This is a genomic window from Streptomyces paludis (assembly GCF_003344965.1).
In the GTDB taxonomy this organism is placed as follows: Bacteria; Actinomycetota; Actinomycetes; order Streptomycetales; family Streptomycetaceae; genus Streptomyces; species Streptomyces paludis.
Genome location: NZ_CP031194.1, coordinates 6,489,053 through 6,514,677, shown reverse-complemented (window position 1 = coordinate 6,514,677; position 25,625 = coordinate 6,489,053). Strand labels below are relative to the sequence as shown.

General features: G+C 70.7%; 21 protein-coding genes. 16 read left to right on the top strand and 5 right to left on the bottom strand.

Going from position 1 to position 25,625, the window contains the following annotated elements; genetic code table 11:
• Positions 1 to 191: 191 nt before the first annotated feature.
• From DVK44_RS28790 to DVK44_RS28780, 3 genes are all read left to right on the top strand, one after another.
• Positions 192 to 1,112: a S1 family peptidase gene (locus DVK44_RS28790; protein ID WP_181957552.1), complete on the top strand. Its 921-nt coding sequence runs from the start codon at positions 192 to 194 to the stop codon at positions 1,110 to 1,112.
• 243 nt (positions 1,113 to 1,355) lie between these two features.
• Entirely contained in the window at positions 1,356 to 1,958 is a 603-nt protein-coding gene (locus tag DVK44_RS28785) for a sugar O-acetyltransferase (protein WP_114663404.1), read from the top strand.
• 225 nt (positions 1,959 to 2,183) lie between these two features.
• Positions 2,184 to 4,514: a spherulation-specific family 4 protein gene (locus DVK44_RS28780; RefSeq protein WP_162794088.1), complete on the top strand. Its 2,331-nt coding sequence runs from the start codon at positions 2,184 to 2,186 to the stop codon at positions 4,512 to 4,514.
• A 173-nt stretch (positions 4,515 to 4,687) separates the two neighbouring features.
• Here DVK44_RS28780 and DVK44_RS28775 read toward each other — a convergent pair whose 3' ends face one another.
• Positions 4,688 to 5,107: an ATP-binding protein gene (locus DVK44_RS28775; protein ID WP_114663400.1), complete on the bottom strand. Its 420-nt coding sequence runs from the start codon at positions 5,105 to 5,107 to the stop codon at positions 4,688 to 4,690.
• A gap of 234 nt (positions 5,108 to 5,341) precedes the next feature.
• Here DVK44_RS28775 and DVK44_RS28770 point away from each other — a divergent pair, with 234 nt between their 5' ends.
• The 4 genes from DVK44_RS28770 (at position 5,342) to DVK44_RS28755 (ending at position 13,075) form a co-directional block, all read left to right on the top strand.
• Positions 5,342 to 6,223, top strand: coding sequence for a helix-turn-helix domain-containing protein (locus DVK44_RS28770; protein ID WP_114663398.1), 882 nt, complete (start codon positions 5,342 to 5,344; stop codon positions 6,221 to 6,223).
• Entirely contained in the window at positions 6,216 to 6,446 is a 231-nt protein-coding gene (locus DVK44_RS28765) for a DUF397 domain-containing protein (protein WP_114663396.1), read from the top strand. Before DVK44_RS28770 ends, DVK44_RS28765 begins: the two co-directional genes overlap by 8 nt.
• A 1,842-nt stretch (positions 6,447 to 8,288) precedes the next feature.
• Positions 8,289 to 11,978: a S8 family peptidase gene (locus DVK44_RS28760; protein WP_114663394.1), complete on the top strand. Its 3,690-nt coding sequence runs from the start codon at positions 8,289 to 8,291 to the stop codon at positions 11,976 to 11,978.
• Between the two features lie 80 nt (positions 11,979 to 12,058).
• Positions 12,059 to 13,075 (top strand): LuxR C-terminal-related transcriptional regulator, encoded by a 1,017-nt coding sequence (locus DVK44_RS28755; RefSeq protein ID WP_114663393.1) that lies wholly within the window; start codon positions 12,059 to 12,061, stop codon positions 13,073 to 13,075.
• Between the two features lie 127 nt (positions 13,076 to 13,202).
• On the opposite strand, the gene DVK44_RS28750 is transcribed toward DVK44_RS28755, so the two are convergent.
• The 3 genes from DVK44_RS28750 to DVK44_RS28740 form a co-directional block, all read right to left on the bottom strand.
• The gene (locus DVK44_RS28750) at positions 13,203 to 13,742 is read right to left on the bottom strand and encodes a GNAT family N-acetyltransferase (RefSeq protein WP_114663391.1); all 540 of its coding nucleotides are present in this window, start codon (positions 13,740 to 13,742) and stop codon (positions 13,203 to 13,205) included.
• Between the two features lie 70 nt (positions 13,743 to 13,812).
• Positions 13,813 to 15,135: a helix-turn-helix domain-containing protein gene (locus DVK44_RS28745; protein ID WP_114663389.1), complete on the bottom strand. Its 1,323-nt coding sequence runs from the start codon at positions 15,133 to 15,135 to the stop codon at positions 13,813 to 13,815.
• A 203-nt stretch (positions 15,136 to 15,338) separates the two neighbouring features.
• Complete coding sequence (locus DVK44_RS28740) at positions 15,339 to 17,006, bottom strand: acyl-CoA dehydrogenase family protein (protein ID WP_114663387.1); 1,668 nt, start codon at positions 17,004 to 17,006, stop codon at positions 15,339 to 15,341.
• Positions 17,007 to 17,023: 17 nt separating this feature from the next.
• Here DVK44_RS28740 and DVK44_RS28735 point away from each other — a divergent pair, with 17 nt between their 5' ends.
• Positions 17,024 to 18,163, top strand: a complete 1,140-nt coding sequence (locus DVK44_RS28735; protein ID WP_114663385.1) for a YihY/virulence factor BrkB family protein — start codon at positions 17,024 to 17,026, stop codon at positions 18,161 to 18,163.
• Between the two features lie 186 nt (positions 18,164 to 18,349).
• Positions 18,350 to 19,114 carry a helix-turn-helix domain-containing protein gene (locus tag DVK44_RS28730; protein WP_114663383.1) on the top strand — a complete coding sequence of 255 codons (765 nt, stop codon included), beginning with the start codon at positions 18,350 to 18,352 and terminating at the stop codon, positions 19,112 to 19,114.
• On the opposite strand, the gene DVK44_RS28725 is transcribed toward DVK44_RS28730, so the two are convergent.
• Positions 19,054 to 19,476, bottom strand: a complete 423-nt coding sequence (locus tag DVK44_RS28725) for a VOC family protein (protein ID WP_114663381.1) — start codon at positions 19,474 to 19,476, stop codon at positions 19,054 to 19,056. The two genes, DVK44_RS28730 and DVK44_RS28725, sit on opposite strands and share 61 nt — an antisense overlap.
• Positions 19,477 to 19,702: 226 nt before the next feature.
• Between DVK44_RS28725 and DVK44_RS37840 the strand changes: the two genes are divergently transcribed.
• The 7 genes from DVK44_RS37840 (at position 19,703) to DVK44_RS28700 (ending at position 25,352) form a co-directional block, all read left to right on the top strand.
• Complete coding sequence (locus DVK44_RS37840; protein WP_331461656.1) at positions 19,703 to 19,786, top strand: putative leader peptide; 84 nt, start codon at positions 19,703 to 19,705, stop codon at positions 19,784 to 19,786.
• Positions 19,787 to 19,905: 119 nt separating this feature from the next.
• Positions 19,906 to 21,603: a nitrite/sulfite reductase gene (locus DVK44_RS28720; RefSeq protein WP_114663379.1), complete on the top strand. Its 1,698-nt coding sequence runs from the start codon at positions 19,906 to 19,908 to the stop codon at positions 21,601 to 21,603.
• Positions 21,600 to 21,776, top strand: coding sequence for a hypothetical protein (locus tag DVK44_RS36835; RefSeq protein ID WP_181957551.1), 177 nt, complete (start codon positions 21,600 to 21,602; stop codon positions 21,774 to 21,776). The genes DVK44_RS28720 and DVK44_RS36835 overlap by 4 nt, the downstream gene beginning before the upstream one ends.
• Positions 21,773 to 22,471 (top strand): phosphoadenylyl-sulfate reductase, encoded by a 699-nt coding sequence (locus DVK44_RS28715; RefSeq protein WP_114663377.1) that lies wholly within the window; start codon positions 21,773 to 21,775, stop codon positions 22,469 to 22,471. Before DVK44_RS36835 ends, DVK44_RS28715 begins: the two co-directional genes overlap by 4 nt.
• A complete protein-coding gene (gene cysC, locus DVK44_RS28710) occupies positions 22,471 to 23,067 on the top strand; it encodes an adenylyl-sulfate kinase (protein WP_114663375.1) in 597 nt (198 codons plus the stop codon). The genes DVK44_RS28715 and cysC overlap by 1 nt, the downstream gene beginning before the upstream one ends.
• The gene (gene cysD, locus DVK44_RS28705) at positions 23,064 to 24,002 is read left to right on the top strand and encodes a sulfate adenylyltransferase subunit CysD (RefSeq protein ID WP_114663374.1); all 939 of its coding nucleotides are present in this window, start codon (positions 23,064 to 23,066) and stop codon (positions 24,000 to 24,002) included. Before cysC ends, cysD begins: the two co-directional genes overlap by 4 nt.
• A complete protein-coding gene (locus DVK44_RS28700; protein WP_114663372.1) occupies positions 24,003 to 25,352 on the top strand; it encodes a sulfate adenylyltransferase subunit 1 in 1,350 nt (449 codons plus the stop codon). It begins immediately after the preceding gene.
• Positions 25,353 to 25,625: the final 273 nt, after the last annotated feature.

Here is a 25,625-nt window from a genome sequence, read left to right as displayed (position 1 = left end):
CCGAAATGCGGACCCTGACGGATCGTCGGTCGCCGCCGGTCCAGAAGTGGGCCTTGCCCGAAAGGCGCGCTGACTTAAAGATTCAGTCAAGCAATTGACAGGACACGGCCAAACGAGGCCGCGGACCGTCGTGCCCACAACGGTCCACCACCCCACCGGACCACGCACTCCCCCCACCAATGGAGGATTCTGTGACCTTCAAGCGCTTCTCCCCCCTCGGCACGATCTCCAGACGAGTACGGCTCCTCGCCGTCACCTCCGGTCTGGTGACCGCCGTCGCGCTCGCCGCACCCAGCGCCGTCGCCGCCCCGGCGCCCGCGCCCCTCCCGTCGGCCGCCGCGCTGGCGGTCGCCGACGCGGCCGTCCAGGACGCGGACATCGCCGGCACGGCCTGGTACACGGACAAGGCCACCGGCAAGATCGTCGTCACCGTCGACAGCACGGTCACCGACGCCGAGATCGCCACGATCAAGCGCTCGGTCGCCGACACCGAGGCCGGCCTCACCATCAAGCACACCGAGGGCCGGTTCACCGAGCTGATCGCCGGCGGCCAGGCCATCTACGCCGGCGGCGGCGGTCGCTGCTCCCTCGGCTTCAACGTGCGCAGCGGCTCCACCTACTACGCGCTGACCGCGGGCCACTGCACCAACATCAGCTCCGCCTGGTACACCAACTCGGCCACCACCGTCTCGCTCGGCACCCGCGCCGGCTCCAGCTTCCCGGGCAACGACTACGGCATCATCCGGCACACCAGCTCGGCCAACGCCGAGGGCCGGGTCTACCTGTACAACGGCTCGTACCAGACCATCACCTCGGCCGCCAACCCCACCGTCGGCCAGACCGTCCGGCGCAGCGGCTCGACCACCGGGCTGCGCAGCGGTACGGTCACCGGTCTGAACGCGACCGTCAACTACGGCAGCGGCAACATCGTCACCGGCCTGATCCAGACCAACGTCTGCGCCGAGCCCGGTGACAGCGGCGGCTCGCTGTTCAACGGCACCGTCGCCTACGGTCTGACCTCGGGCGGCAGCGGCAACTGCACCTCGGGCGGGACCACGTTCTTCCAGCCGGTGGTGGCGGCGCTGAACGCGTACGGCGTCACGCTCGCCTGACCGCACACTCCCGCGTTTCCCCCACTCTCCACACCCCCACACCCCCACACCCCCACTCCCCCCCACCTGTCACGCACACTCACCCACTCCCCCCACGGAACACCGACGGGCCGCGCACCTGGTGCGCGGCCCGTCCCGTGTGCCCTCTCCGGTCTCCGCACGGGTCCCGCGCGGGTGCCGCCCGGGTCCCTCACGGCGGGAATAGGCTGTGGTTCAAGAGTCCGACGAACGGGGTGCACCACAGTGTCACAAGGTCATGAGGAAGAGGTCCTGGCCCGCATCGCCAAGGGGCTGGTCTACACCGAGTCGGAGGCGGCCTTCCAGGCCCCCCGGCGCCGCACCGACCAGATCTTCGCGTACAACCACACACCGCCGGGCGAGACGGAGCGGCAGCGGGAACTGCTGGTCGAGATCTTCGGAACGGTCGGCGAGCGCACGATCCTGCTGCCGCCGTTCCATGCCGGCTTCGGCAGCAACGTCCATATCGGCGACGACTTCTTCGGGAACGTGAACCTGACGTTCGTCGACGATGTGGACATCCGGATAGGGGACGGTGTCATGATCGCCCCCAGCGTCACCCTCACCACGACCGGACACCCGGTCCATCCCTCGCGGCGGGTGGACTTCGGGCGGTTCTCGGAGCCGATCGTGATCGAGGACAAGGTCTGGATCGGCAGCAACGTCGTCGTCCTCCCGGGCGTCCGGATCGGCTACGGATCGGTCATCGGCGCCGGCAGTGTCGTCAGCCGTGACATCCCGCCCATGAGCGTCGCGGTCGGCACCCCTTGCCGGGTGCTGCGCGCCATCACGGACGAGGACCTCGCCACCCGTACCGCCACGGCGTAACAGCGCGGCGGCGCCGCCGCGCGGTCCCTGGCCCTGGGCCGCGCGGCGGCGGCACTGAACACCGCCGTCCGCACAGCACTTTGACGGTCCCTCAGACTATTAACCCAAATACCACGCCCGGTTTCTCGCCTGCCACCCCTGCCGCCCGTTCCGCCCCGTAGAAAGGCCGACGCGCCACATCCGGGGGATCCGATCCGGCGTTTCTCTCAACAGGCAGGCAGGTACGTGCGAAGAACTTACGGAATCAACGGTGTGGTCCGCTGGTGCCGCACACTGGTGGTCGTGCTGTCACTGGCGATGCTCTCCGGCGTGGCCGTCACCGCGCCGCCCGCGCGAGCGGCCGCGGCGGCCGAGGACTTCACCCTCTCCCTCAACGCGGCGGAGCTGGGCCTGGATCCGGCCGTCATCCGGCGGACCGTACCCGAGATCCAGGCGGAGATCAGCAAGGCCGGCAGCCTGAGCGCCTCGCTCAAGCAGTCGATGACCGACAACCCGGTGACCAAGAGCGGTTACGACGACGATGACTGGGTGGACTTCAAGGGGTCCCTGTCATCGGCCTCCGACGGTTCCTCCATGACCCTCACCGTCCCGGGCTCGGAGATCCAGGCGTCCGCGAGCTGGTGGGCGAAGTTCGGCGCGATGGTGGTCGGCGGTCTCGCGGGATACGGCCTCCGCATGCTGTGCATCGGCGGGCTGACCTCCAGTGGTGTGGGCGCGGCGACCATCCCGCTCATCTGCACCCCCCTCGGCGGCGCCTCGGCCGGTTTCTTCGCGAGTGTCATCACCCACGCGATCGACAAGGACCTCGACACCGCGACGGCGTGGCGTGACATCGTCCTCGCCACACTGGCCGGGATGGCCCTGGGGTATCTGTGGGAGAAGTACTTCGTCGGGTTCGCCAAGGAGTACCTCCCCGCGGCCTTCAAGAAGCTCGGCACATGGCTGGCTTCCAAGGTGCCGTCGATCGGCTCCCGCTTCGGCACCCCGCTCGCCGAAGCCGCCCGGGAGACCTCCGGGATCATGATCGAGCTGGAGGAGCTTCTCGACGAGGCCATGGCCGAGTGGGGCAGCGAGGCCGGCAGCAGCCAGATGGTGGCGATCGCCTCGTACATCCATCCCGGAGCTGATCCAGCGGCCTGGAACCGGCTGATCGGCGCCCGGTCGGACAAGGTGAGTGTGATGGTCGCCAATGTCCTCAACGGGCCCGACTCGAAACGCAACAGCGCCTGGGCCGATGTGATCAACCGGGGCCACGCGTCGGGCAAGCGCGTGCTCGGCTACGTACCCACCGGATACCTGGGACACACCGGCATCACCACCCGGCTGGGCTCGACGAGCATGGCCGACTGGATCGCGCAGATCCAGCAGGACGTCGACGCCTGGTACGAGCTGTACGGCGACTCCATCGGCGGGATCTTCTTCGACGAGGGCTACAACGTCTGCGGGATCGACAACGACTACGCGAACTTCTACAAGGAGATCAACCGGTACGCGAAGGTCCGCCACCCCGGGGCGATGACCGTCCTCAACCCGGGCACCGTCGTACCGCAGTGCTACGAGGACACGGCGGACGTCCTCATGACGTACGAGAGCGACTACGCCGCCTACTACGGCCGGAACTCCAACGCGGCGCTCAACTACAAGCCGCTCGACTGGACTCCGGCGGACCCGTCGAAGATCTGGCACATCATCTACGACGTCCCGGCCTCCGAGGTCGCCCGGGTCGCCGCCACCTCCAAGGAGCGCGGGGCGGGCTATATCCAGATCACCGACGACATCATGCCCAACCCCTACGACACACTGCCGTCCGGGGACTACTGGACAGCACACCAGAACGCGGTCTCGGGCGGCGTCCCGATCATCGCGCCCCCGTCACCGTACTCGGACACGCAGGGTCCCCCGATCGAGCCGGCCACGGATCTGACCGTGACCAAGGTCGACTACACCTCGGTCTCGCTCTCCTGGACCAGGTCGACCACCGGCATCGCCCGCTACTACATCGTCCTCAACGGCAAGACCGTGGCGTCCCTGCCCGGCAGATTCCACACAACGACGATCGGCGGGCTCAACCCCGGCGGAAACACCTACACACTGAGCGTGGTCGCCCAGAACTTCTACGGGACCGTGGCACCGTCGTCCAACACGGTCAGCGCGAAGACACTGACCCTGACCGGCGGAAAGACCGTCACCAACGCCAAGGTCACCCGTTCCGGCGGCAATGTCACGTACTCGGCGGACTTCCTCGTCCCGTACTCCTTCCACCGGGTGTACGTCAGCCCGACGGTCAAGCCCGCGAGCTGCTGGCTGATCGCCACCGACTCACCGGCCGACCCGTTCTGCGGCACCTGGGTCATCGAGAACACCACCCTGCTGTCCTACGCCGGAGCCACCTCCGGGCAGTGGTCGTGGAACCCGATCGCCTATGTGCCGCCGACCATCAACGGCTACACGTACTCCTGGACGGTCAAAGCCTCCGACGTTGTCGGCTCGTCCGACTACATCAGCTTCCAGGGCGAGGGCTACGGCCCGCTGACCAACGTCTACACGGCCAAGTGAAGTAGCCGCACTCCAGGCGCTGTTGGCCCGGCGGCCCGTACGTCCACGCGACGTGCGGGCCGCCGCTTGCCGTTTCGCCCTTACGCCCCTACGCCCCTACGGACGGGCCACGGCGACGGCCAGCGCGGCGATCCACAGGGCGGCGCAGAGGGTGACGGCGATCTCGGGCCGACTCACCACAGGGCCCGTACGTTCTCCCGGCACGCCAGCGACGCGGTGATGTCCTTGCCCGTCGCGGTGGGTTCGGCCCGCCACCAGTCGGCCAGCGCGTCGACAATGCACAGCCCCCGCCCCGACTCCGCGATCCAGTCCGGCTCCTTGGCGGCGGGCAGCTCCCTGGACCGGTCGCTGACCGTGATCAACAGCCGCCCGGGCCACCGCCGCAGAAGCAGAACGGCGCGGCCGTCGGCATGCCGGTGCACGTTGGCGAGCAGCTCAGTGACGATCGCGCAGGTGTCGTCCGCCAGGTGCTCCAGGTCCCAGAGGCGCAGCCGGCCGGTGATCTTGCGCCGGATCCCGGGGAGTTCGCTCAGGCGGACGGTGAGCAGTAAGCGGTACTGATGGTCGGGACGTTGTGTGTTGGGGGATTCCACGTCGCCTCCAGGCCCTCTCCGAACGCAGGGCAGGGTTGATCAACGATCCGTCGCGGAACGATCGCTCCGCGTTATCGACACATGCTGTGGGTGCTGCCGCTTGCCAGTCAAGGCAGCGTTTGGCAGATTGCCAATTCAGCGCAGAACATCAGTCTTTCGAGTGAGGATCGCCGGAACGAAGGGGACGAAGCGGTAGCCTCAGCGACATTCACGGACAGGAGAGATGGAGGAGCCATGACCGCTCTGAGCAACGTGAGCCCGCTCGCCTCGCGCCGGAAACTCGGCGTCGCACTGCGCAAGTTGCGCGATCAGCAGGGGTTCACCACCGAGGAGGTGGGAACGCACCTCAACTGTCACAACTCGAAGGTCAGCCGCATAGAGAACGGGAAACGCACCTGCACGAAGAAGGACTTCGAAGCCTTCATGGACCTGTTCGAGGTCGCGGAACCCATGCTGTCCGAACTCAGAGAACTGATGATCAAGGGACGACAACAGGTTCCGCCGTGGTGGTACGCGTACAACGACGTGATCAGCGCGAACTATGCCGAATTCCTCGCCTACGAGGCAGAGGCCGTCCGATGCTTCGAGTACCAGCCGCTGCTGATCCCCGGACCGCTCCAGACGACGGCCTACGCACGTGCGGTGACCGCTACCGGTGTAGCCGCATTGGGTCCCGATCAGGTGGACAGCCTTGTCGAGGTAAGGATGCGACGGCAGGAACGGCTGCGCGAGGAAGAGCCGTTGATCCTTGACGCTGTGGTCACCGAAGCGGCGCTGCGCCTCCTCATCGGCGGCGCCACGGTGATGGGCGAGCAGTTGAGGCACCTCACCGAGGTCTCTCAGCTGGACAATGTCCGGTTCAGGGTCATCCCCTTCCAGGCGGGCGAGCGGGCCGTGAGCACAGGGGCTTTCACTCTGTTCGCCTCACAGAGAGACTCTCAAGTGGACGTCGCCTTCACCGAGTCCGCGGAGAGCCTTCTCGGCTATCGGGACGATCCGCTGGCACTCAAGCGTCTGAGCCGTCTGTTCGGGAACTTGTCCGGGGCCGCGCTCTCGGAGGACGATAGCCGGGAGCTGATCAACAGCGTCGAGAAAGAGCTGATCTTGAATGAATGAGCTGGCCGATCACCACGCCATCGACCTCACAGGTGCGGCCTGGCGCACGAGTTCCTACACCGCCAGCGACAGCAACTGCGTCGAAGTCGCCCCCATCCCCGCCATCACGGGCATAGCCTTCCGCGACACCAAGGACCGCGCCCTCCCCGCCGCCCACACCTCCGGCGCCGCCTGGGCCACCTTCCTCGCGGCCCTGACCACCGACACCCTCACCGGCGCCTAACCGGGCGGGCCGGTGGGGACTCATGCCCCCTGGGCGCTGTGATGTTGTCGGCTGCGGGTCAGTACCAAGAGGTAGACCGGGGTGGGCCGGTGGCGGAGGTGGTGGGCGCCTGGGCCGCCCCTCCTCCTGCCAGTGTCGCGCCTCCAGGGGAGGAGTAAAGGGCGCTCCTTCGTCGCGTCGGCTACGCCGACTCCGCTGCGCTCCGCCCTTGACACCTCCCCTTCCGGCGCGTGTACGGAAGAGGGGGGGGCGGCCGGGGGGAGGGGGCCCAAGGGGTGGTGCCGTACTGCCACTCGGCTCAGGGGCAGGCGGGCCGGTGGGCCCTGCGGGGCTGCGCGGCAGAGGAATGGGGCGGTCCGGCTCGTCTCAGCGGCTGACGGCCGCCAGTTCCTCAGACACATGCCCCGCTGGTCACCGTGGTGTGGGTTGCGGGGTTGCTGGGACGCGGGTGACGGCAAGTGGGCCCCTGAAGGCCGTCTATGTGTCGTGGAGTGCCGCTAATGCACCTGAGGACACATGTGCCGCCCGCGAAGACCCCCAACGCCCCATCAAATGGGGTCATATGGGGCACACCGGTGGGAGTGGGCGGCCTGAGGGGTCGACCGGGCGGCAGGCCCCGTCCGGCAGTACGGAAGGTGTCCGCTGGGGCGCATGTGGCGGCGAGTGGGCCCCGGAAGGCCGCCCATGCGTCCAGGAGTGCCCCCCAATGCACCTGAGGACACACGTGCCGCCCAAAGAGACCCCGAACGGGCCGCCAAACCAGCCCATATAGGACACGCGAGTGGGAGTGGGTGGCCTGAGGGTCCGGCCGGGCAGCGGGACCCGTCCGGCGGCGCGAGGAAGGGTCTACCGGGACAGGCGTGGCGGCGAGTGGGCCCCTGAAGGCCGTCCATGCGTCCAGGAGTGCCGCTTATACACCTGAGGACACATGTGCCGCCCGAGGAGACCCTCAACGGGTCGCCAAACCGTCCCATATGGGAAATGCGGGCAGGGTGTCCGGCCCGCAGACCCGGCCGGGCAGCAGAACCCCTCCACCTTCCGGGCACCACAACGCAACGGTGACCAGCGGGGCATGTGTCTGAGGAACTGGCGGCCGTCAGCCGCTGAGACGAGCCGGGCAGCCCCACTCCTCTGCCGCGCAGCCCCGCAGGGCCCACCCGTCCGCCGGACCCTGAGCCGAGTGGCAGTGCAGCGGACCCCTCGGGCCCCCTCCCCCCGGCCGCCCCCCCTCTCCCATACACGCGCCGGAAGGGGAGGTGTCAAGGGCGAAGCGCAGCGGAGTCGGCGCAGCCGACGCGACGAAGGAGCGCCCTTTACACCTCCCCTGGAGGCGCGACACTGACAGGAGGAGGGGCGGCCCACCCCGCACCAAGCGCCCAGCGCCTCGCCCCCGTACACCCCGGTCTACCTCTCGGTACTGACCCGCACCCGACAACCCCACGGCGCCCAGCGGGGCATGAGTCTCAGTAAACAGACGGCCGTCAGCCGCCGAGACGACCCCCGCAGCCCCAATCCTCTGCCGCGCAGCCCCGCAGGGCCCACCGGCCCGTCGGACCCTGAACCGACCGGCAGTACAGCGGACCCCCGGGCCCCTCCCCCGGCCGCCCCCTCTCCCGTACACGCACCGGAAGGGGAGGTGTCAAGTCCGTGGCGGCACCACCGGCCAAAGGGCCATGGGCCGTACGAAGGGTCGGCCGGAGGGCCGGTCGTGGCCGAAGGAGGCATTGGCACGCCTCGGCCACAGCGATCTCTTGAGCCGCATTCCGCGCGGCGCTCACTCTGATCACTGACTCCCGCTCACCGGCGCGGGAGCCTTCAACGTTCAGAGGAGTAAGGCCACATATGCGAAGACTCCAAGCCCTCTGGGCCGTGGCGGGAGCGGCCGGACTGTTCGTGGGGGCCGTCACCCCCGCGACGGCCGGCCCCGAGTCACCGGTCGCCGAGTCACCCGTTGCCGAGTCCCGGGCCACGGGCACGCCGGGCCTCACCGGACCGGGTGCCCCACGTACGCAGACCGTCACCCTCATCACCGGCGACACCGTGTCGTTCACCGCCGGGCCGGACGGCAGGGCCGCCGTCGACGTCCGGCGCGGGAAGGGCCGGGAGGCCGCCACCTTCCTGTCCAGCGAGCGGGACGGCGAGATCAGCGTCTTCCCGGCGGACACGATCCCGCTGGTGCAGGCGGGCCGTCTCGACCCGGCCCTGTTCAACGTCAGCCGGCTGGTGGAGCAGGGCTACACGGACGCGGAGACCGGCGCCACCCCGCTGATCGTGACGTACGAGCAGGGCACCGCGACCCCCGACGGGGCGCGCCGGACGCGCGCGCTGCCCGGGATCGACGGCGCCGCGCTGAACGCGCGGAAGTCGACGGACTTCTGGGCGGACGTCGCCCCGGCCCTCGGCACCGAGCCGACCTCGAAGACCGCACGCCGGCTCGATGGGGGCATCGGGAAGATCTGGCTGGACGCCAAGGTGGAGGTGTCCCTCGACGTCAGTGTCCCGCAGATCGGCGCGCCCGAGGTGTGGCGGTCCGGCTACGACGGCGCGGGCGTCAAGGTCGCCGTCCTGGACACCGGCGTGGACGCCGGCCACCCGGACCTCGCCGGGAGGATCGCCGAGTCGGTGAGTTTCGTGCCCGGCGAGACGGTACGGGACGGCCACGGGCACGGCACCCATGTGGCGTCCACCGTCGCCGGCTCCGGCGCGGCCTCGGACGGCAGGCGCAAGGGTATGGCGCCGGGCGCGGAGCTGCTGATCGGCAAGGTTCTGGCCGACGACGGCCGCGGCCAGACCTCCTGGATCCTCGGGGGCATGGAGTGGGCGGCGAAATCCGGCGCGAAGATCGTCTCCATGTCCCTGGGCGGCACGGCGACGGGTCCCTCGGACGTGCTGAGTGAGACCGTCGACGAGCTGTCCGCGTCCACGGGCGCCCTCTTCGTGATAGCGGCGGGCAACGCGGGACCGGGCGAGCAGAGCCTGGGGACCCCGGGCATCGCCGACTCGGCGCTGACGGTGGGCGCGGTCGACGCGTCGGACAGGCTGGCCTCGTTCTCCAGCCGCGGACCGCGCCTCGGCGACTCCGCGGTCAAGCCGGAGATCACCGCGCCGGGCGCGAACATCACGGCGGCACGCGCCGCCGGCACCACGATGGGCACCCCCGTCGACGACAACTACACGTCGGCGAACGGGACCTCCATGGCGACCCCGCACGTCACGGGCACCGCGGCGCTGGTCGCGCAGGCGCATCCGGACTGGACGGGCCAGCAGATCAAAGCGGACCTGGCGAGCACCGCCAGGACCATGCCGGACGCCACCGTCTTCGAACAGGGCGCCGGCCGGGTCGATGCCGTACGGGCGGTGAACCAGGGCGTCTTCGCGACCCCGGCGCTCAGTTTCGGAAAGTTCGAGGACGGCGGCACCGAGTTCGTCACCAAAGACATCACCTACACCAACACCACTGACAAAGCGGTGGAGTTGAAGATCGCCTCGACCCTCACCGCCACCGCCCCGGGAGCCGGCACCGTGACCGTCCCGGCGAAGGACACCGCCACCGTCGCGGTCACGGCGAACCCGGCCGGAGCGACGGGCCGGTACACGGGCCACATCACCGCGAGCGCCACCGGTATCCGGGTCACCACCGCCGTCGGCTTCGAGAAGGCGCCGAAGACCTACGACCTGAAGGTCTCCGTGCTGAACCGCGACGGTGCCCCGTCCACCGGCGCTTCGCTCTTCATGCTCCAGGAACTGAACGGAGCGTATCCGGACACCCACGGGTTCCTCGGCAAGGGCTGGACCTTCCAGGTGCCGGCCGGTACGTACTCGATGGCGTCGTGGATCCCGGATGTGGACAGGGCCGGACTGGCCGTCGGTACGTCGGTCGTCGGCGATCCCGAGGTCAGGGTCGACGGAGACACAGAGGTCGTCCTCGACGCCCGCAGGGCCGTGGAGATCAAGCCGAAGACCAAGGAGAACTCGGAGTTCCAGGGCTTCAGCACCAACTGGCACCGGGAGGGGCCGGGCAGCGCCTGGGGGGTGACCTACAGCCAGGGCTTCTGGACCGACCACGTCTATGTGGCTCCGACCGAGCAGGTCACCGAGGGCACGCTGGAGTTCTCCGCCAAGTTCCGGCTGTACGAGAAGGAGCTGACGGCGAGTGTCATCAGCCCCGAGAAGTACCCGCTGCCCCTCGACTACACGCAGACGTACACCGGCTTCCCGGCGAAGTTCAGCGGTAGGCGCACCGTACGGGCCGTGGACGCGGGCAGCGGAACCACGGCCGACTTCGAGGGGCTCGACGTCAAGGGCAAGGTGGCGGTGGTCCGCGTGGCCGCCGGGCAGACGGCGGACGCGGCTCTGGCCAACGCGGCTGCGGCCGGGGCCGGTTACGTCATCGCCAGCCGCGAGACGCCCGGGTACTGGATCGCCGCCGTGAACAGCACGCCGATCCCGCTGATGATCGCCACCGGCGAGAACGGCGCGAAGCTCGGTGCCCTGCTGAAGAGCGGGAAGAAGGTCGAACTGAAGCTGGACTCCACCCCGGTCAGTCCGTATGTGTACAGCGTGATGTTCCCGCAGTCGGGCGCCGTCTCGGCCCACCAGACGTACGACCTCGACAGCTCCACCACGGTGAAGCAGAAGGTGCGCTACCACGCGGCCCAGGCCGGCCGGATCGGCAAGGACGCCGTGTACCGGTACCGTCCCTGGCAGAAGATCGACATCGCGACCGTCAACGAGGTACGGCTCGGCACGGAGCGCACCGAGTACTACAACGTCTCCGACGCGCGGATCTGGCACGCCGTCTATCCGGACTGGAACGCGAACCATCCTCAGTGGGACTCCCTGAAGACCTTCGAGAAGGCGGGCAAGCTGCCCGCCGAGGACTGGCTGCGCCAGGTCGTCCGTCCGGCGACCAGTCGGCAGTACGGCGTCTCCCAGCGCACCGGCGACAAACTCACCTTCAGGATCCCGGAGTTGAGCGACGCCACGCCTGGTCACTACGGGTCCGTGGAGAACGTCCAGGACACCGCGAAGGGCAGGCTGTACGCGGACGGACAGCTGGTCGGCGACACCGCGCTCGGCGGAGCCGGCACCTTCGACGTCGCGGCGGCGAAGGTGCCCTACCGTCTCGTGCTCGACGCCCGGCGCACGGCCGGCTGGGCCGCGTACTCCACCAGCACCCACACCGAATGGTCCTTCACCTCGGCGCACACGGACCAGCAGACGGCGCTGCCGCTGCTCTCCGTCGACTACGGCCTGGACGGACTCGACCTCCTCAACCGCGCCGAAGCGGGGCACAGGTCGGCGCTCGGACTCTCCGTCCGGAATCAGACGGCGAGCGTCACGGCCGTTGACCTAAGTGCCTGGGTCTCCTACGACGACGGCACGTCCTGGAAGAAGGTGAAGGTGAAGCACGGCAAGGCGGAACTCAAGCACCCGAAGGGCGCGGAGTTCGTGTCGCTGCGCGTGCGGGCCGCCGACCAGGACGGCAACCGGATCGACCAGACCGTGCTGCGGGCTTTCGGCCTGAGGTAAAAACGGCGTTCGGCTTGAACTGAGCGGCGGACCGGGGCGGTGCGAAGCCCCTTAACAGGAATCCTCTACCGTGCCGGGCCATGGTGAACACGGCATACGAGACGGATCCGCAGCACACGGCAGGACCGGCCCCTGCCGCGAGCCCCTGGGCCGCGGTGGGGGTCTCCGCTCTGGAGGAGCGGGTGTACCAGGCGGTCCTCCAGCAGCCCGACGCCGGAGCGGCGGGCTGGGCGCTGCTGACAGGTGCCTCCCCCGCCCAGATGCGGGAAGCCTGCGACCGGCTGCTCACGCTCGGGCTGATCCAATCGCCGGACTCCATGGGCGGGTTGCGCGCGATCGACCCACGGGTGGCGATCCGCGCGCTGATCCGGCGGCGCGAGACGGAGTCCGAACTCCTCGCCGCCACCGCCGAGGAGATCGCCACCGCGTACGAGGCCGGGCTGCTGCGCGAGGAGCCCGCGCGCCTGATCGAGGTCGCCTCGGGCGAGGGCGCCATCGCCGCGCGCCTGGAGGAGTTGTACGCGCGCGCCGAGCACGAGGTGTGCCTCTTCGACACACCGCCGTATCTCGCCCCGCCCGCCCCGCAGGCGGATCTCCAGGCCGATCTGCTCAAGCGCGGGGTCGTCTCCCGCGGGATCTACGCGGCGACCGCCCTGGAGGATCCGATCATCCTGTCCCGCACCTGGAAGATGATGGAACTCGGCGAGCAGGCCCGGGTGTTGCCGTCCGTACCCCTCAAGCTGCTGGTGGTCGACGGGTGCCGGGCGATGCTCCCCCTGACCGCCTCCGCGGCGGGCGGCTACTGCGCCGTCGTGGTGTGGCACTCGGCGGTGACCGAGGCCCTTCAGAAGCTCTTCGAGATGGCGTGGCAGCAGGCGGCGCCCCTCGGCCGGGCGGCCGGTGACGGTGAACTCTCCGAGGGCGAGCGGACGTTGATACGGCTGCTGACGGCCGGAATGAAGGACGAGGCGGTGGCCCGCCATCTGGGAGTGAGCCTCAGGACGCTGCGCCGGCGGGTGAGCGAGCTACAGGAGAGGCTGGGGGCGGCGAGCCGGTTCCAGTTGGGGGTACGGGCCGCCCAGCGGAACTGGGTGTAGCACGCGGAGGAGCCGGCTGGGGGCCGCGCCCTCGTCACGGGGGCAACCCCCAGCTACGCCCCCCGGATCGCGTGGCGCTGCTCGCCGGGTGCCACGCGGCAACGGCTTGGCGTGAGGTGCGGACAGGCTACGGAGCCGCGGGCTCGGTCTCCGTCTTCGTGTCGAAGAGGCGGAAGCCTCGCCGCAGGTAGTTGTCCATGGCGTGCGGGCCGTCCTTGGAGCAGGTGTGGAGCCAGACGCGCTTGGTCGGGGGCAGGTCCGGCCAGCGGTCGGCGAGGTCCCAGGCGCGGGCCGTGCCGTACGAGAGGAGGTGGCCTCCGATGCGGCGGCCCCGGAAGTCGGGGAGCAGGCCGAAGTAGACGATCTCGACCGTGGCGTCGTCGTCCCCGGCCACCAGCTCCACATAGCCCGCCGGGGTGCCCTTCTCGTAGGCCACCCAGGTCTCGAAGCCCGGCCGGGAGACCGTCTCCCGCCAGCGCTCGGGCGGCCACGGCAGCCGGTCGGTCCAGCTGACGTCCGCGCCGACCGACGCGTACAGGAAGCGGCTGAACGCGGGTGAGGGCACCTCGGCCCGGACGATCCGGACGTCGTCCGGGACCTGGGCGGCGGGGCTCAGGTCGGTGGGCGAGGTCTGCTCCAGGGACCAGGTGGTCACAGTGATGCTCATACGGTCAGGAGAACACGCGTCCGGTTCGCGCTCCAAGCCGGGCCCGGTGGAGCCGGGCGGACGTCCCAGGTCAGCGGCGCGTCGGCCGCCGTGCCGCCAGGACCGCCGGGGCCGTCGAGTGCGGCAGCAGGTCCGCCGGGTCGGGCGGGCCGGCCACCTCCACCTCGACCTCCTCGCTGAAGCGGTACGGCCGGTGTGCCAGCACGCCCGCCAGATGGCGCCGGACGCGGGACATCTCGGCCCGTACCGTCACCGTGCGGGTCGGATCGCCGAAGACGTCGGCGGCCAGCTCGGCAGCGCTGCGGCCCTCCCGGTGCAGGGCCAGGACGCAGAGCAGCTCCGCGTGGCGCGGGGTCAGCGGCTGGGTCCAGCTGCCCGACGGGCCCGTCACCGCCACCGACCAGCTCCGGGGGCGGCTCAGGTCCAGGACGACCCGGCTCGGCGGTTCGCTCGGGGGGCGTTCGGTGTCCACCCGGATGAGCCAGCCGCCCGGCAGCGGCTCGACCGTGCACATGCCCAGTGACGGATGCCATGCCCGGCCGGCGCGTAAGGGCTTCGGCAGCGGCAGCCGGTCGACCGGCGCCATGCCCGTGACGGCCGCCGCCCAGCCGTGTGTGTCGACCGCCAGCGCGCGCCCGCCCAGCCGGCACATGATCGGCGCCGCCACCGAGCGGAGCCGGTCGACGGCCCGCCCGTGCCGCTCGCGCAGCTCGCCCTCGGCGAGCCGCGCGACCGAGGTCACCAGCGCCAGCGTCGTCGGATGGAAGCCGCGCGCGGGGCCACTCACATCGACCACGCCGAGCAGCCGTCCGTCGCGCGGATCGCGCACGGGGGCCGCCGCGCAGGTCCACTGGCCCAGGGCATGCGCGAAGTGCTCGGCCGCGTGGACCCGGACCGGCCGGCCCACGGCCAGCGCCGTGCCGATGGCGTTGGTGCCCGTCACCGGCTCCGCCCAGGCCGCGCCCTCCTCCAGCCGGATGCCGTCCGCCCGGCGCAGCACCGCGATGCCGCCCTCGCGCCACAGCACCCGGCCCTCGTCGTCGCTGACGGCCAGGATCTGGCGGGTGGGGTCGATGATCCCGCCGAGGGACTCGCTGATGGTGCGCATCGTCTCGCCCAGCGCGCAGGAGCGGCGCCGGTGTTCCAGCTCGTCCGGCTCCAGCACCGAATCGCCGCCGGCCGGCCGGTCCGGGTCGAGCCCGAGGCTGAGCATCCGCCGCCAGGACGCGTCGATCACCGGCCGGGGCGCCACCGGCGGCGGCTCGCCCGCGAGGGCGGCGTCCCGTACCTGGTGCAGCAGCCGGCCGGCCTGCGCGTGGTCCATCGCCATGAGCGTCGCGAGGTCGAGCGGCGGAGCCGGCGGCGTCGTGGTGCTCGGTGATGTGTCCTTCATGTGGTCCCCCTGTGAACGTCTGAGCCGTAACGGTCCTTCGGCGCTGTAACGGTTCTTCTGCAACGGCTTGCAACCCTGGTAAACCGTGCGCGGGTGGCAGAAAGTGACAGTCAGTCAGAGGTGGTGCCGTGTCGGCGCGGCACCACCTCTGACGGCAGCGGCGGAAAGCCGGTGGCCGGCCGGCAGCGGCGGGAAGCCGGTGGTCAGCCGGCCGGCCGCGCCCGGTCCACCACCGCCGGGTCCCCCACGCCCGCCCGGTCCACCACCGCCGCCAGGTCCAGCGTGTGCGGCAGGGTGCCGAAGGCCGCGCCCCAGTCCCCGCCGAGCCTCGACGCGCAGAACGCGTCGGCCACCTCCGGCGGCGCCCACCGCACCAGCAGCGAGCCCTGGAGCACCAGCGCCATCCGCTCCACCAGCCGCCGGGCGCGCGCCTCGATCCCGCTCAGATCGGCCAGCTCGGTCAGCAGGCCCTTGATCGCGTTGTCCAGCCGGTGATCCGCGCCGCGCGCCGCGCCCACCTCCTGGAGGAAGGCGTTCAGCGCGGCGGGCTCCCGCTGGAGCGCGCGCAGCACGTCCAGCGCCTGTACGTTGCCCGAGCCCTCCCAGATCGAGTTGAGCGGCGACTCGCGCAGCAGCCGCGGCAGGCCGGACTCCTCCACGTACCCGTTGCCGCCCAGACACTCCAGCGCCTCCGCGACCAGCGGCGTACAGCGCTTGGTCACCCAGTACTTGGCGGCGGGCACCGCGAGCCGCAGCAGCGCCCGCTCCTGCTCGGTGTCCGCGTCGTACGCCGCCGCCAGCCGCAGTGCCAGCGTGGTCGCCGCCTCCGACTCCAGCGCGAGATCGGCCAGGACGTTGCGCATCAGCGGCTGGTCGATCAGCTCGGCGCCGAACGCGCGCCGGTACGTGGCGTGGTGGACCGCCTGGGCCACCGCCTGCCGCATCAGCGCGGCCGAGCCCAGCACGCAGTCGAGCCGGGTGGCGGCCACCATGCCGATGATGACGCGCACCCCGCGCCCCTCCTCACCGACCCGGCGCGCCCATGTCCCGTCGAACTCCACCTCGGCGGACGCGTTGGACCGGTTGCCCAGCTTGTCCTTGAGCCGCTGGATACGGAACACGTTGCGCGTGCCGTCGTCCAGCACGCGCGGTACGAGGAAGCACGTCAGCCCGCCCGGCGCCTGCGCCAGCACCAGGAAGCCGTCGCACATCGGCGCGGAACAGAACCACTTGTGCCCCGTCAGCAGATACTCGCCCGCCGCGTCCAGCGGCACCGCCCGGGTCGTGTTGGCGCGGATGTCGCTGCCGCCCTGCTTCTCCGTCATGCCCATCCCGAGGAGCGCGCCGGCCTTCGCCGCCGCGGGCCGCGGGCCCGGCTCGTACCGGTGCGAGGTGAGCCGGGGCTCCCACTCGGCCGCGAGGCCGGGCTCGGCGCGCAGCGCGGGTACCGCGGCGTGGGTCATCGACACCGGGCAGCCGTTGCCCGCCTCGGCCTGCGTCCAGACGAAGAACCCGGCCGCGCGGCGCAGATGCCCGGCGGGCCGGCCCCAGGCGTCGGTCAGTCCGGCGCCGACCGCGCCGTCCAGCAGCCGGTGCCAGTCGGGGTGGAACTCGACCTCGTCGATCCGGTTGCCGTACCGGTCGTGCGTGCGCAGGACCGGCGGATGCTCATTGGCGCGCCGGCCCCACTCCGTCACCTCGGCGGAGCCCGCGGCGCGGCCCAGCGCGGTCAGCTCCGTACGGATCCCGTCCAGCTGCCCGGGTCCGGCGTGCCGCGCGACGGCCTCGGAAAGGACCCGGTCCGTACCGAATACGTCGTATCCGACCAGGGGCGGAACCTGATTGGTCACTGTGTGGGTGCTGGCTGCCATACGGATACGGTAAGGAGGTGCAGGCAGCAAAAGAAACACCCGAGCGGCCGGAGGGTCGACTCCACCGGGCCCGAGTCCTCTACCGCAACGTCTCCAAGCGGAAGTTGGTATGGCTGCTGCTCAAGGACACGGTCAACTCGTGCATCGAGTACCGGATCCTCGGGCTCGCGGCCGAGGCCGCGTTCTTCACGCTGCTCTCGCTGCCGCCGCTGCTGCTCGGGCTGATCGGGCTGCTCGGTTACGTGGACGACTGGACGAACACGGCCACGGTCGCCTCGTTCGAGAAGAACATCCTCACGGCCGTCGGCACGGTCCTCTCCGACCGGGGCGTCAACCAGATCGCCAAACCGCTGCTGGAGGACATCACCCACGGCGGCCGGCCCGATGTGATCTCGCTCGGCTTCGCCATCGCCCTCTGGTCGGGCTCCCGCGCGGTCAATGTCTTCGTCGACACGATCACGGTGATGTACGGGCTCGACGGCCGACGCGGCATCGTCGCGACCCGGCTGCTCGCCTTTCTGCTCTACATCGTGGCGCTGCTGATCGGCGCGGTGGTCCTGCCGCTCGCGGTGGTCGGTCCCGACCGGGTGGCCGAGCTGATCCCGTGGGGCACGGAGGTGGTCAGTGTCCTGTACTGGCCGGTGGTGACCCTGCTCTCCGTCGTCTTCCTCACCACGCTCTACCACGTGTCCGTACCGGCGAGGTCGCCGTGGGTGGAGGACGTGCCCGGCGCGCTCATCGCGCTGGGCATGTGGGTGCTGGGCAGCTTCCTGCTCCGTATCTACCTGACCAGCACCGTCGAGGGCCCCACCATCTACGGCTCGCTCGCCGCGCCGATCGCGGTGCTGCTGTGGATAGGGGTCTCCGCGTTCGCGGTGCTGGTGGGCGCCGCCGTCAACGCCGCGATCGACCGGGTGTGGCCGTCGGTCGCCACGGCGGCGGCCCGCGCGGCCAACGACCGGCTGCGCGCCGCCCAGGCGGCGGAGGTGGTGGCCCGCTCGACGGTCACGGAGGCGGCTCCGGACGGTCCGCAGGACGACGATGTGACCGACCCCGACATGCCTTCGGAGTTCCCCGAGCGCTGGTCCCGGTTCCTGCCGCCCGACGATGTGAAGTCGCGGGTGAAGTACCGCGCGGGCGGCCGGGACAAGGGTTAGACCGACCGGCACATGGGGGGTGGGTGAAGGAGCGGGGGCTGGTGCGTGCAGCTGCAAGGCGGAGGAGGGAGTGATGGCGGAGCCATCGTGACCGACGACAACGCCGCAGATGTGCGTGCCGGCCCCCGTGACGCCGCCCCCCATGTGACGGTCGGTCTTAGTCAGAGGGTACGTACGCTGGACCGTATGTATGCGGAACGGCCGTCGCGGCTCGACGGCGCGGTCGTCTGGACCCGTCCGCCGGTTGCCGGGGGCGGATCCGATCCGTACCCCGTGCTGCCGGACGGCTGTATGGATCTGCTCTGGATCGGCGGCCGGCTGCTCGTCGCCGGGCCCGACACCCGCGCGTACGTCCCCGAGGGGACCGCCGGGGTGTACTGCGCCGGGGTGCGCTTCCCGCCCGGGACCGCGCCCGCGCTGCTCGGCGTACCGGCCCATGAGCTGCGGGACCGGCGAGTGGAGCCCGTCGATCTGTGGCCCGCAGCCCGGGTGCGCCGGCTCACCGCGCGGCTGGCGGCGGCCCGGGACCCGGCGGGCGCGCTGGAGGCCGTCGCGCTGGAGCTGGCCGCCGGGGCCGGGCCTCCCGATCCGCTGCTGCGGGCCGTCGTCGGCGGGCTCGCGGCGGGCCGTACGGTCGCGGAGACCGCCGGCGCGGTCGGGCTCGGCGCCCGGCAGCTGCACCGCCGCTCGCTGGACGCCTTCGGGTACGGGCCGAAGACGCTGGCGCGGATCCTGCGGCTCCAGCGCGCTCTGGCGCTGGTACGGAGCGGAGTGCCGTACGCGGACGCGGCACTGCGCGCGGGCTGCGCCGACCAAGCGCATCTCGCCCGGGAGACCCGCGCGCTGACCGGTCTGACGCTGCGGGCACTGACCGCTCCGGTACGTCCCGGCTACCCGGCGTCGGCGAAGAGCGAGACCTCGCCGCCGTCCGGGTCGAGCACGACCGCGTAACGCTGTCCCCAGACGGCGTCCCACGGCGCGAGGTGGCTCCGGTACCCGGCCGCGACCAGCGCGCCGTGTGTGGCGTCGACCCCTTCGGGCCCGGCGCAGCGGAAGGCGAGCCCGACGCGCCCGCTGCCGCCCTCGGGGCGGGTCCAGCCGGGGTCGTAGGACCGTACGGTGTCCTCGGTGTCCCAGAGGATCCGGAGGCCGCCGGGCAGGGTGGCCTCGACGTGCGGCGCGGTGTCCGCGTCCGCCGGGATGTCCAGGCCGAGGAGCCGGTAGAAGGCGAGGGAGGCGGCCATGTCGGCGGCGACGAGGCCGATCGCGTCGAGCCGCGGGGCAGGGGCGGGGGTGTGTGGTGCGGTGGTCATGGGTCCACCGTAGGGACACCGCCCGGAGCCGGTCTTGAAGGAATCGGACGTGTACCGGAGGACGTGTACCGGAGAGGGACCGGACGTAGATCGGACGTGCCCCGGACGTACCGCCAAACCCCGTCCCGCCGTGAAAAACACCACAGCGTCTCACCATTCGAGACGAGTACGTCCATATGATGGAAGACAGTGGACTGTCCCGAGATCTGCGTGCCACGCTTCCCACATGCCTACAGCTGGAATCGCCTTGGTGAGTCGACGGCACGTCGATCTCTGCCGCATGTCCAGCGCCATCTGTCCGGCGGGCTGAGAGTCCCAGCACCGCCGCGATTTCCTCGAATCTCTGTTCCTTGCCGCGCACCGCCACGCCCTTCGTGCGAGTGTGCGGTTCAGAGCCGCCCTCCCGCATGTCCGAAGGACGTATCCGCCATGGCCGCCACCCCGGATAGCCCGTCAGCCCCCAGCCCGCGCCGCAAGGTGAGCCGTCACCGCGGTGAGGGCCAGTGGGCCGTGGGGCACTTCACTCCGCTCAACGGCAACGAGCAGTTCAAGAAGGACGACGACGGGCTCAACGTACGGGCACGGATCGAGACGATCTACTCGAAGGCGGGCTTCGACTCGATCGACCCCAACGACCTCCGCGGCCGGATGCGCTGGTGGGGGCTGTACACCCAGCGCAAGCCCGGGATCGACGGCGGGAAGACCGCCGTGCTGGAGCCGGAGGAGCTGGACGACGAGTACTTCATGCTGCGGGTACGGATCGACGGCGGCCGGCTGACCAGCGGGCAGCTGCGCGTGATCGGGGAGATCTCCCAGGAGTTCGCGCGCGGCACCGCGGACCTCACCGACCGGCAGAACATCCAGTACCACTGGATCCGTATCGAGGACGTCCCGGAGATCTGGCGGCGCCTCGAAGAGGTCGGGCTCTCCACCACCGAGGCGTGCGGTGACACACCCCGGGTGATCCTCGGCTCGCCGGTCGCCGGCATCGCCGAGGACGAGATCATCGACGGCTCCCCGGCCATCGACGAGATCCAGCGCCGGATCATCGGCAACCCCGACTTCTCCAACCTGCCGCGCAAGTTCAAGTCGGCCATCTCCGGATCGCCCTCGCTGGACGTGGCGCACGAGATCAACGACATCGCGTTCGTCGGGGTGAACCACCCCGAGCACGGCCCCGGCTTCGACGTCTGGGTGGGCGGCGGGCTCTCCACCAACCCCAAGATCGGCCAGCGCCTCGGCGCATGGGTGCCGCTGGAGGAGGTCCCGGACATCTACACCGGGGTCATCTCGATCTTCCGCGACTACGGATACCGCCGGCTGCGCACCCGCGCCCGGCTGAAGTTCCTGCTCGCCGACTGGGGCGCGGAGAAGTTCCGGCGGATCCTGGAGGACGAGTATCTGGAGCGCAAGCTCATCGACGGCCCGGCGCCCGAGCAGCCCGTCCACCGCTGGCGCGACCACGTCGGGGTGCACCGGCAGAAGGACGGCCGCTTCTACGTCGGCTTCGCGCCGCGCGTCGGCCGGGTCGACGGCGCCACCCTGACGAAGATCGCCGAGCTGGCCGCCGCGCACGGCTCGGACCGGCTGCGTACCACCGCCGAGCAGAAGATGATCGTGCTCGATGTGACCGAGGACCGGATCGCGTCGCTGACCGCCGGACTGGAGGCGCTGGACCTGCGGGTCGAGCCGTCCCCGTTCCGCCGCGGCACCATGGCCTGCACCGGCATCGAGTTCTGCAAGCTGGCGATCGTCGAGACCAAGCTGCGCGGCGCCACGCTGATCGACGAACTGGAGCGCCGGATCCCGGAGTTCGACGAGCCGATCACCATCAACATCAACGGCTGCCCCAACGCCTGCGCCCGGATCCAGACCGCGGACATCGGTCTCAAGGGCCAGCTGATGCTGGACAGGGACGGCAACCAGGTCGAGGGCTTCCAGGTGCATCTGGGCGGCGCGCTCGGTCTGGAGGCCGGCTTCGGCCGCAAGGTCCGCGGGCTGAAGGTGACGTCCGAGGAGCTGCCCGACTATGTCGAGCGGGTGCTCGGCCGCTTCCAGAAGGAGCGCGAGGACGGCGAGCGCTTCGCCACCTGGGCCGCCCGCGCCTCCGAGGAGGCGCTGTCATGAGCGAGCGCGCCGCCCCCTTCTACTGCCCGTACTGCGGCGACGAGGACCTCCGTCCGCACGAGCAGGGCCATGGCGCCTGGGAATGCGCGGCATGCAACCGGGCCTTCCAGTTGAAGTTCCTCGGGCTGCTCGCCCGGGGGCTGCGGCAGGGTGACGGAGGGGAAGCGATATGACGGCACTGACCGAGACCGGTGATCTCCAGGATCTCGCCGAGCGCGCGGGCCGCGAGCTGGAGGAGGCCACCGCCCCGGAGATCCTCGCCTGGGCGACGGAGACGTTCGGCGCGAAGTTCTGTGTGACCTCCTCGATGGAGGACGCGGTGGTCGCCCATCTCGCCTCCCGGGTCCGGCCCGGGGTCGATGTGGTCTTCCTCGACACCGGCTACCACTTCCCCGAGACCATCGGCACCCGGGACGCCGTGGAGGCCGTGATGGACGTGCGGCTCATCACGCTCACCCCGCGGCAGAGCGTCGCCGAGCAGGACGCCGAGTACGGCCCGAAGCTGCATGACCGCGACCCCGACCTGTGCTGCGCCCTGCGCAAGGTCAAGCCCCTCGAAGAGGGCCTGACCGGCTATGACGCCTGGGCCACCGGGCTGCGCCGGGACGAGTCCCCCACCCGGGCGAACACCCCGGTCGTCGGCTGGGACGCGCGGCGCCGCAAGGTCAAGGTCGCGCCGATCGCCCGCTGGACCCAGGACGACGTCGAGGCGTACGTCGCCGAGCACGGCGTCCTCACCAACCCGCTGCTGACGGACGGTTACGCCTCCGTGGGCTGCGCGCCGTGCACCCGGCGGGTGCTGGCCGGCGAGGACGCGCGCGCCGGCCGCTGGGCGGGCCGGTCCAAGACCGAATGCGGGCTGCACTGATGACCGACGACCAGGAGAAACGATTGAGTGCGACGAGCCTGTCGGACCGTACGGACGCGACCGGGCGGGGCGCCACCGTCTGGCTCACCGGTCTGCCCAGCGCCGGCAAGACCACGATCGCCCACGCGCTGGCCGACCGGCTGCGTACCGAAGGACACCGCGTCGAGATCCTCGACGGCGACGAGATCCGGGAGTTCCTCTCCGCGGGCCTCGGCTTCAGCCGCGCGGACCGGCACACCAACGTCCAGCGCATCGGCTTTGTCGCCGGACTGCTCGCCGCCCAGGGCGTCAAGGCGCTGGTGCCGGTGATCGCGCCGTACGCCGACAGCCGCGAGGCCGTGCGCAAGCGGCACGGCTCGGCGGGCACCACGTATCTGGAGATCCATGTGGCCACCCCGGTCGAGGTGTGCTCCGTACGGGATGTGAAGGGGCTGTACGCCAAGCAGGCGGCCGGCGAGCTGTCCGGGCTGACCGGGGTGGACGACCCCTACGAGGCCCCGGACGCGCCCGACCTGCGGATCGAGTCGCACACCCAGTCCGTGGCGGAGTCGGCCGACGCGCTCCACGCACTGCTCACCGAGAGGGGTCTCGCGTGACCACCACCGTAGCGGCCGTCACCGAGGGCACGGACGCCCCGTACGCGCTGAGCCACCTCGACTCGCTGGAGTCGGAGGCGGTGCACATCTTCCGTGAGGTGGCGGGTGAGTTCGAGCGGCCGGTGATCCTCTTCTCCGGCGGCAAGGACTCCATCGTCATGCTGCATCTGGCGCTCAAGGCGTTCGCGCCCGCGCCGGTGCCGTTCACCCTGCTCCATGTGGACACCGGCCACAACTTCCCCGAGGTGCTGGAGTACCGCGACCGTACGGTGGCCCGGCACGGACTGCGGCTGCACATCGCCTCCGTACAGGAGTACATCGACGCCGGGAAGCTGCGCGAGCGGCCCGACGGGACACGCAATCCGCTCCAGACCGTGCCGCTGACGGAGAAGATCCAGGCCGAGCGGTTCGACGCGGTCTTCGGCGGCGGGCGGCGCGACGAGGAGAAGGCGCGCGCCAAGGAGCGGGTCTTCTCGCTGCGCGACGAGTTCTCCCAGTGGGACCCGCGCCGTCAGCGGCCCGAGCTGTGGCAGCTGTACAACGGCCGGCACGCGCCCGGTGAGCATGTCCGGGTCTTCCCGCTCTCCAACTGGACCGAGCTGGACGTCTGGCAGTACATCGCGCGGGAGGGCATCGAGCTGCCGGAGATCTACTTCGCCCACGAGCGCGAGGTGTTCCGGCGCGCCGGTATGTGGCTGACCGCCGGCGAGTGGGGCGGCCCCAAGGAGTCCGAGCCCGTCGAGAAGCGGCTGGTGCGCTACCGCACGGTCGGCGACATGTCCTGCACGGGCGCCGTCGACTCCGACGCCACCACCCTCGACGCGGTGATCACCGAGATCGCCGCCTCCCGGCTCACCGAACGCGGTGCCACCCGCGCCGACGACAAGATGTCCGAGGCCGCGATGGAAGACCGCAAACGCGAAGGGTACTTCTAAGTGACGACCACCCTCACCGAGCAGGCGTCCGCGACCACGCTGCTGCGCTTCGCCACGGCCGGCTCCGTCGACGACGGCAAGTCCACCCTGGTGGGCCGGCTGCTGCACGACTCGAAGTCGGTCCTGACCGACCAGCTCGAAGCCGTCGAACGGGCCTCCCTCAGCCGGGGCCAGGAGGCGCCCGACCTGGCGCTGCTCACCGACGGGCTGCGGGCCGAGCGCGAGCAGGGCATCACCATCGATGTCGCCTACCGCTACTTCGCCACGCCGAAGCGGCGGTTCATCCTCGCCGACACCCCGGGCCATGTGCAGTACACCCGCAACATGGTGACCGGCGCCTCCACCGCCGAACTCGCCGTGGTGCTGGTGGACGCCCGCAACGGGGTGGTCGAGCAGACCCGTCGGCACGCCGCCGTCGCCGCGCTGCTGCGTGTCCCGCATGTGGTCCTCGCCGTCAACAAGATGGACCTGGTCGACTACGCGGAGCCCGTCTTCGCCGCCATCGCGGAGGAGTTCACCGCGTACGCCGCCTCCCTCGGTGTCCCGGAGATCACGGCCATCCCGATCTCGGCGCTCGCCGGGGACAATGTCGTGGAGCCGTCCGCGCACATGGACTGGTACGGCGGCCCCACCGTCCTCGAACACCTGGAGACGGTCCCGGTCAGCCACGATCTGACCGGCTGCCACGCCCGGCTTCCCGTGCAGTACGTGATCCGGCCGCAGAGCGCCGAGCACCCGGACTACCGGGGGTACGCGGGCCAGATCGCGGCCGGTACGTTCCGGGTCGGCGAGGAGGTGACCGTACTGCCGTCCGGCCGTACGTCGCGGATCGCCGGTATCGACCTGCTGGGCACGGCGGTGGACCTGGCCTGGACGCCGCAGTCCGTCACGCTGCTGCTCGACGACGACATCGACATCTCGCGCGGCGATCTGATCGTGCCGTCCGGTGACGCGCCCGCGACCACCCAGGACATCGAGGCGACCGTCTGCCATGTCGCGGACCGGCCGCTGAGCGTCGGCCAGCGGGTGCTGCTGAAGCACACCACCCGCACGGTCAAGGCGATCGTCAAGGACATCCCGTCCCGGCTCACCCTGGACGACCTGTCCCAGCATCCGGCGCCGGGGCAGCTCGTCGCCAATGACATCGGCCGGGTCGTGGTCCGTACGGCGGAGCCGCTGGCGCTCGACGCGTACGCGGACTCACGGCGTACCGGATCGTTTCTGCTGATCGACCCCGCCGACGGGACGACGCTGACCGCCGGTATGGCGGGCGCCGCCTTCACCGACGGCACGGCCACCCCTGACAAAGCGCCGGCCGCGGCGGCGGACGACGAGGGCTGGGACTTCTGATGACCATCGGTGTGTACGACATGTACGCGACGTTCGCCAAGGAGGGCGGCCGGGTGGGCAGCGGCGCGCTCGGCGCGGGCACGGGCGGGGTGGCGCGATGTGCGCGATGACGTACGCGCACCGCTCGCGCGCCCGCTCCGTCCACCCGTCCCCGTACGGGTCGGCCCTGTCGCACCACCCGTCCCACCCGTACCACCTCAGTCGTCGAAGACCTGCCGCTCTCCCGGCCACACCCCGGTAATCCTCAAGGGGTGTGCGCGCCGGGCCAACGAG

What these genes read in the sequence shown, in the direction of transcription:
- DVK44_RS28770 (WP_114663398.1), top strand. Translation starts at nt 5,342, where the DNA reads ATGACCGCTCTGAGCAACGTGAGCCCGCTCGCCTCGCGCCGGAAACTC.
- DVK44_RS28765 (WP_114663396.1), top strand. Translation starts at nt 6,216, where the DNA reads ATGAATGAGCTGGCCGATCACCACGCCATCGACCTCACAGGTGCGGCC.
- DVK44_RS28760 (WP_114663394.1), top strand. Translation starts at nt 8,289, where the DNA reads ATGCGAAGACTCCAAGCCCTCTGGGCCGTGGCGGGAGCGGCCGGACTG.
- DVK44_RS28755 (WP_114663393.1), top strand. Translation starts at nt 12,059, where the DNA reads ATGGTGAACACGGCATACGAGACGGATCCGCAGCACACGGCAGGACCG.
- DVK44_RS28750 (WP_114663391.1), bottom strand. Translation starts at nt 13,742, where the DNA reads ATGAGCATCACTGTGACCACCTGGTCCCTGGAGCAGACCTCGCCCACC.
- DVK44_RS28745 (WP_114663389.1), bottom strand. Translation starts at nt 15,135, where the DNA reads ATGAAGGACACATCACCGAGCACCACGACGCCGCCGGCTCCGCCGCTC.
- DVK44_RS28740 (WP_114663387.1), bottom strand. Translation starts at nt 17,006, where the DNA reads ATGGCAGCCAGCACCCACACAGTGACCAATCAGGTTCCGCCCCTGGTC.
- DVK44_RS28730 (WP_114663383.1), top strand. Translation starts at nt 18,350, where the DNA reads ATGTATGCGGAACGGCCGTCGCGGCTCGACGGCGCGGTCGTCTGGACC.
- DVK44_RS28725 (WP_114663381.1), bottom strand. Translation starts at nt 19,476, where the DNA reads ATGACCACCGCACCACACACCCCCGCCCCTGCCCCGCGGCTCGACGCG.
- DVK44_RS37840 (WP_331461656.1), top strand. Translation starts at nt 19,703, where the DNA reads ATGCCTACAGCTGGAATCGCCTTGGTGAGTCGACGGCACGTCGATCTC.
- DVK44_RS28720 (WP_114663379.1), top strand. Translation starts at nt 19,906, where the DNA reads ATGGCCGCCACCCCGGATAGCCCGTCAGCCCCCAGCCCGCGCCGCAAG.
- DVK44_RS36835 (WP_181957551.1), top strand. Translation starts at nt 21,600, where the DNA reads ATGAGCGAGCGCGCCGCCCCCTTCTACTGCCCGTACTGCGGCGACGAG.
- DVK44_RS28715 (WP_114663377.1), top strand. Translation starts at nt 21,773, where the DNA reads ATGACGGCACTGACCGAGACCGGTGATCTCCAGGATCTCGCCGAGCGC.
- cysC (WP_114663375.1), top strand. Translation starts at nt 22,471, where the DNA reads ATGACCGACGACCAGGAGAAACGATTGAGTGCGACGAGCCTGTCGGAC.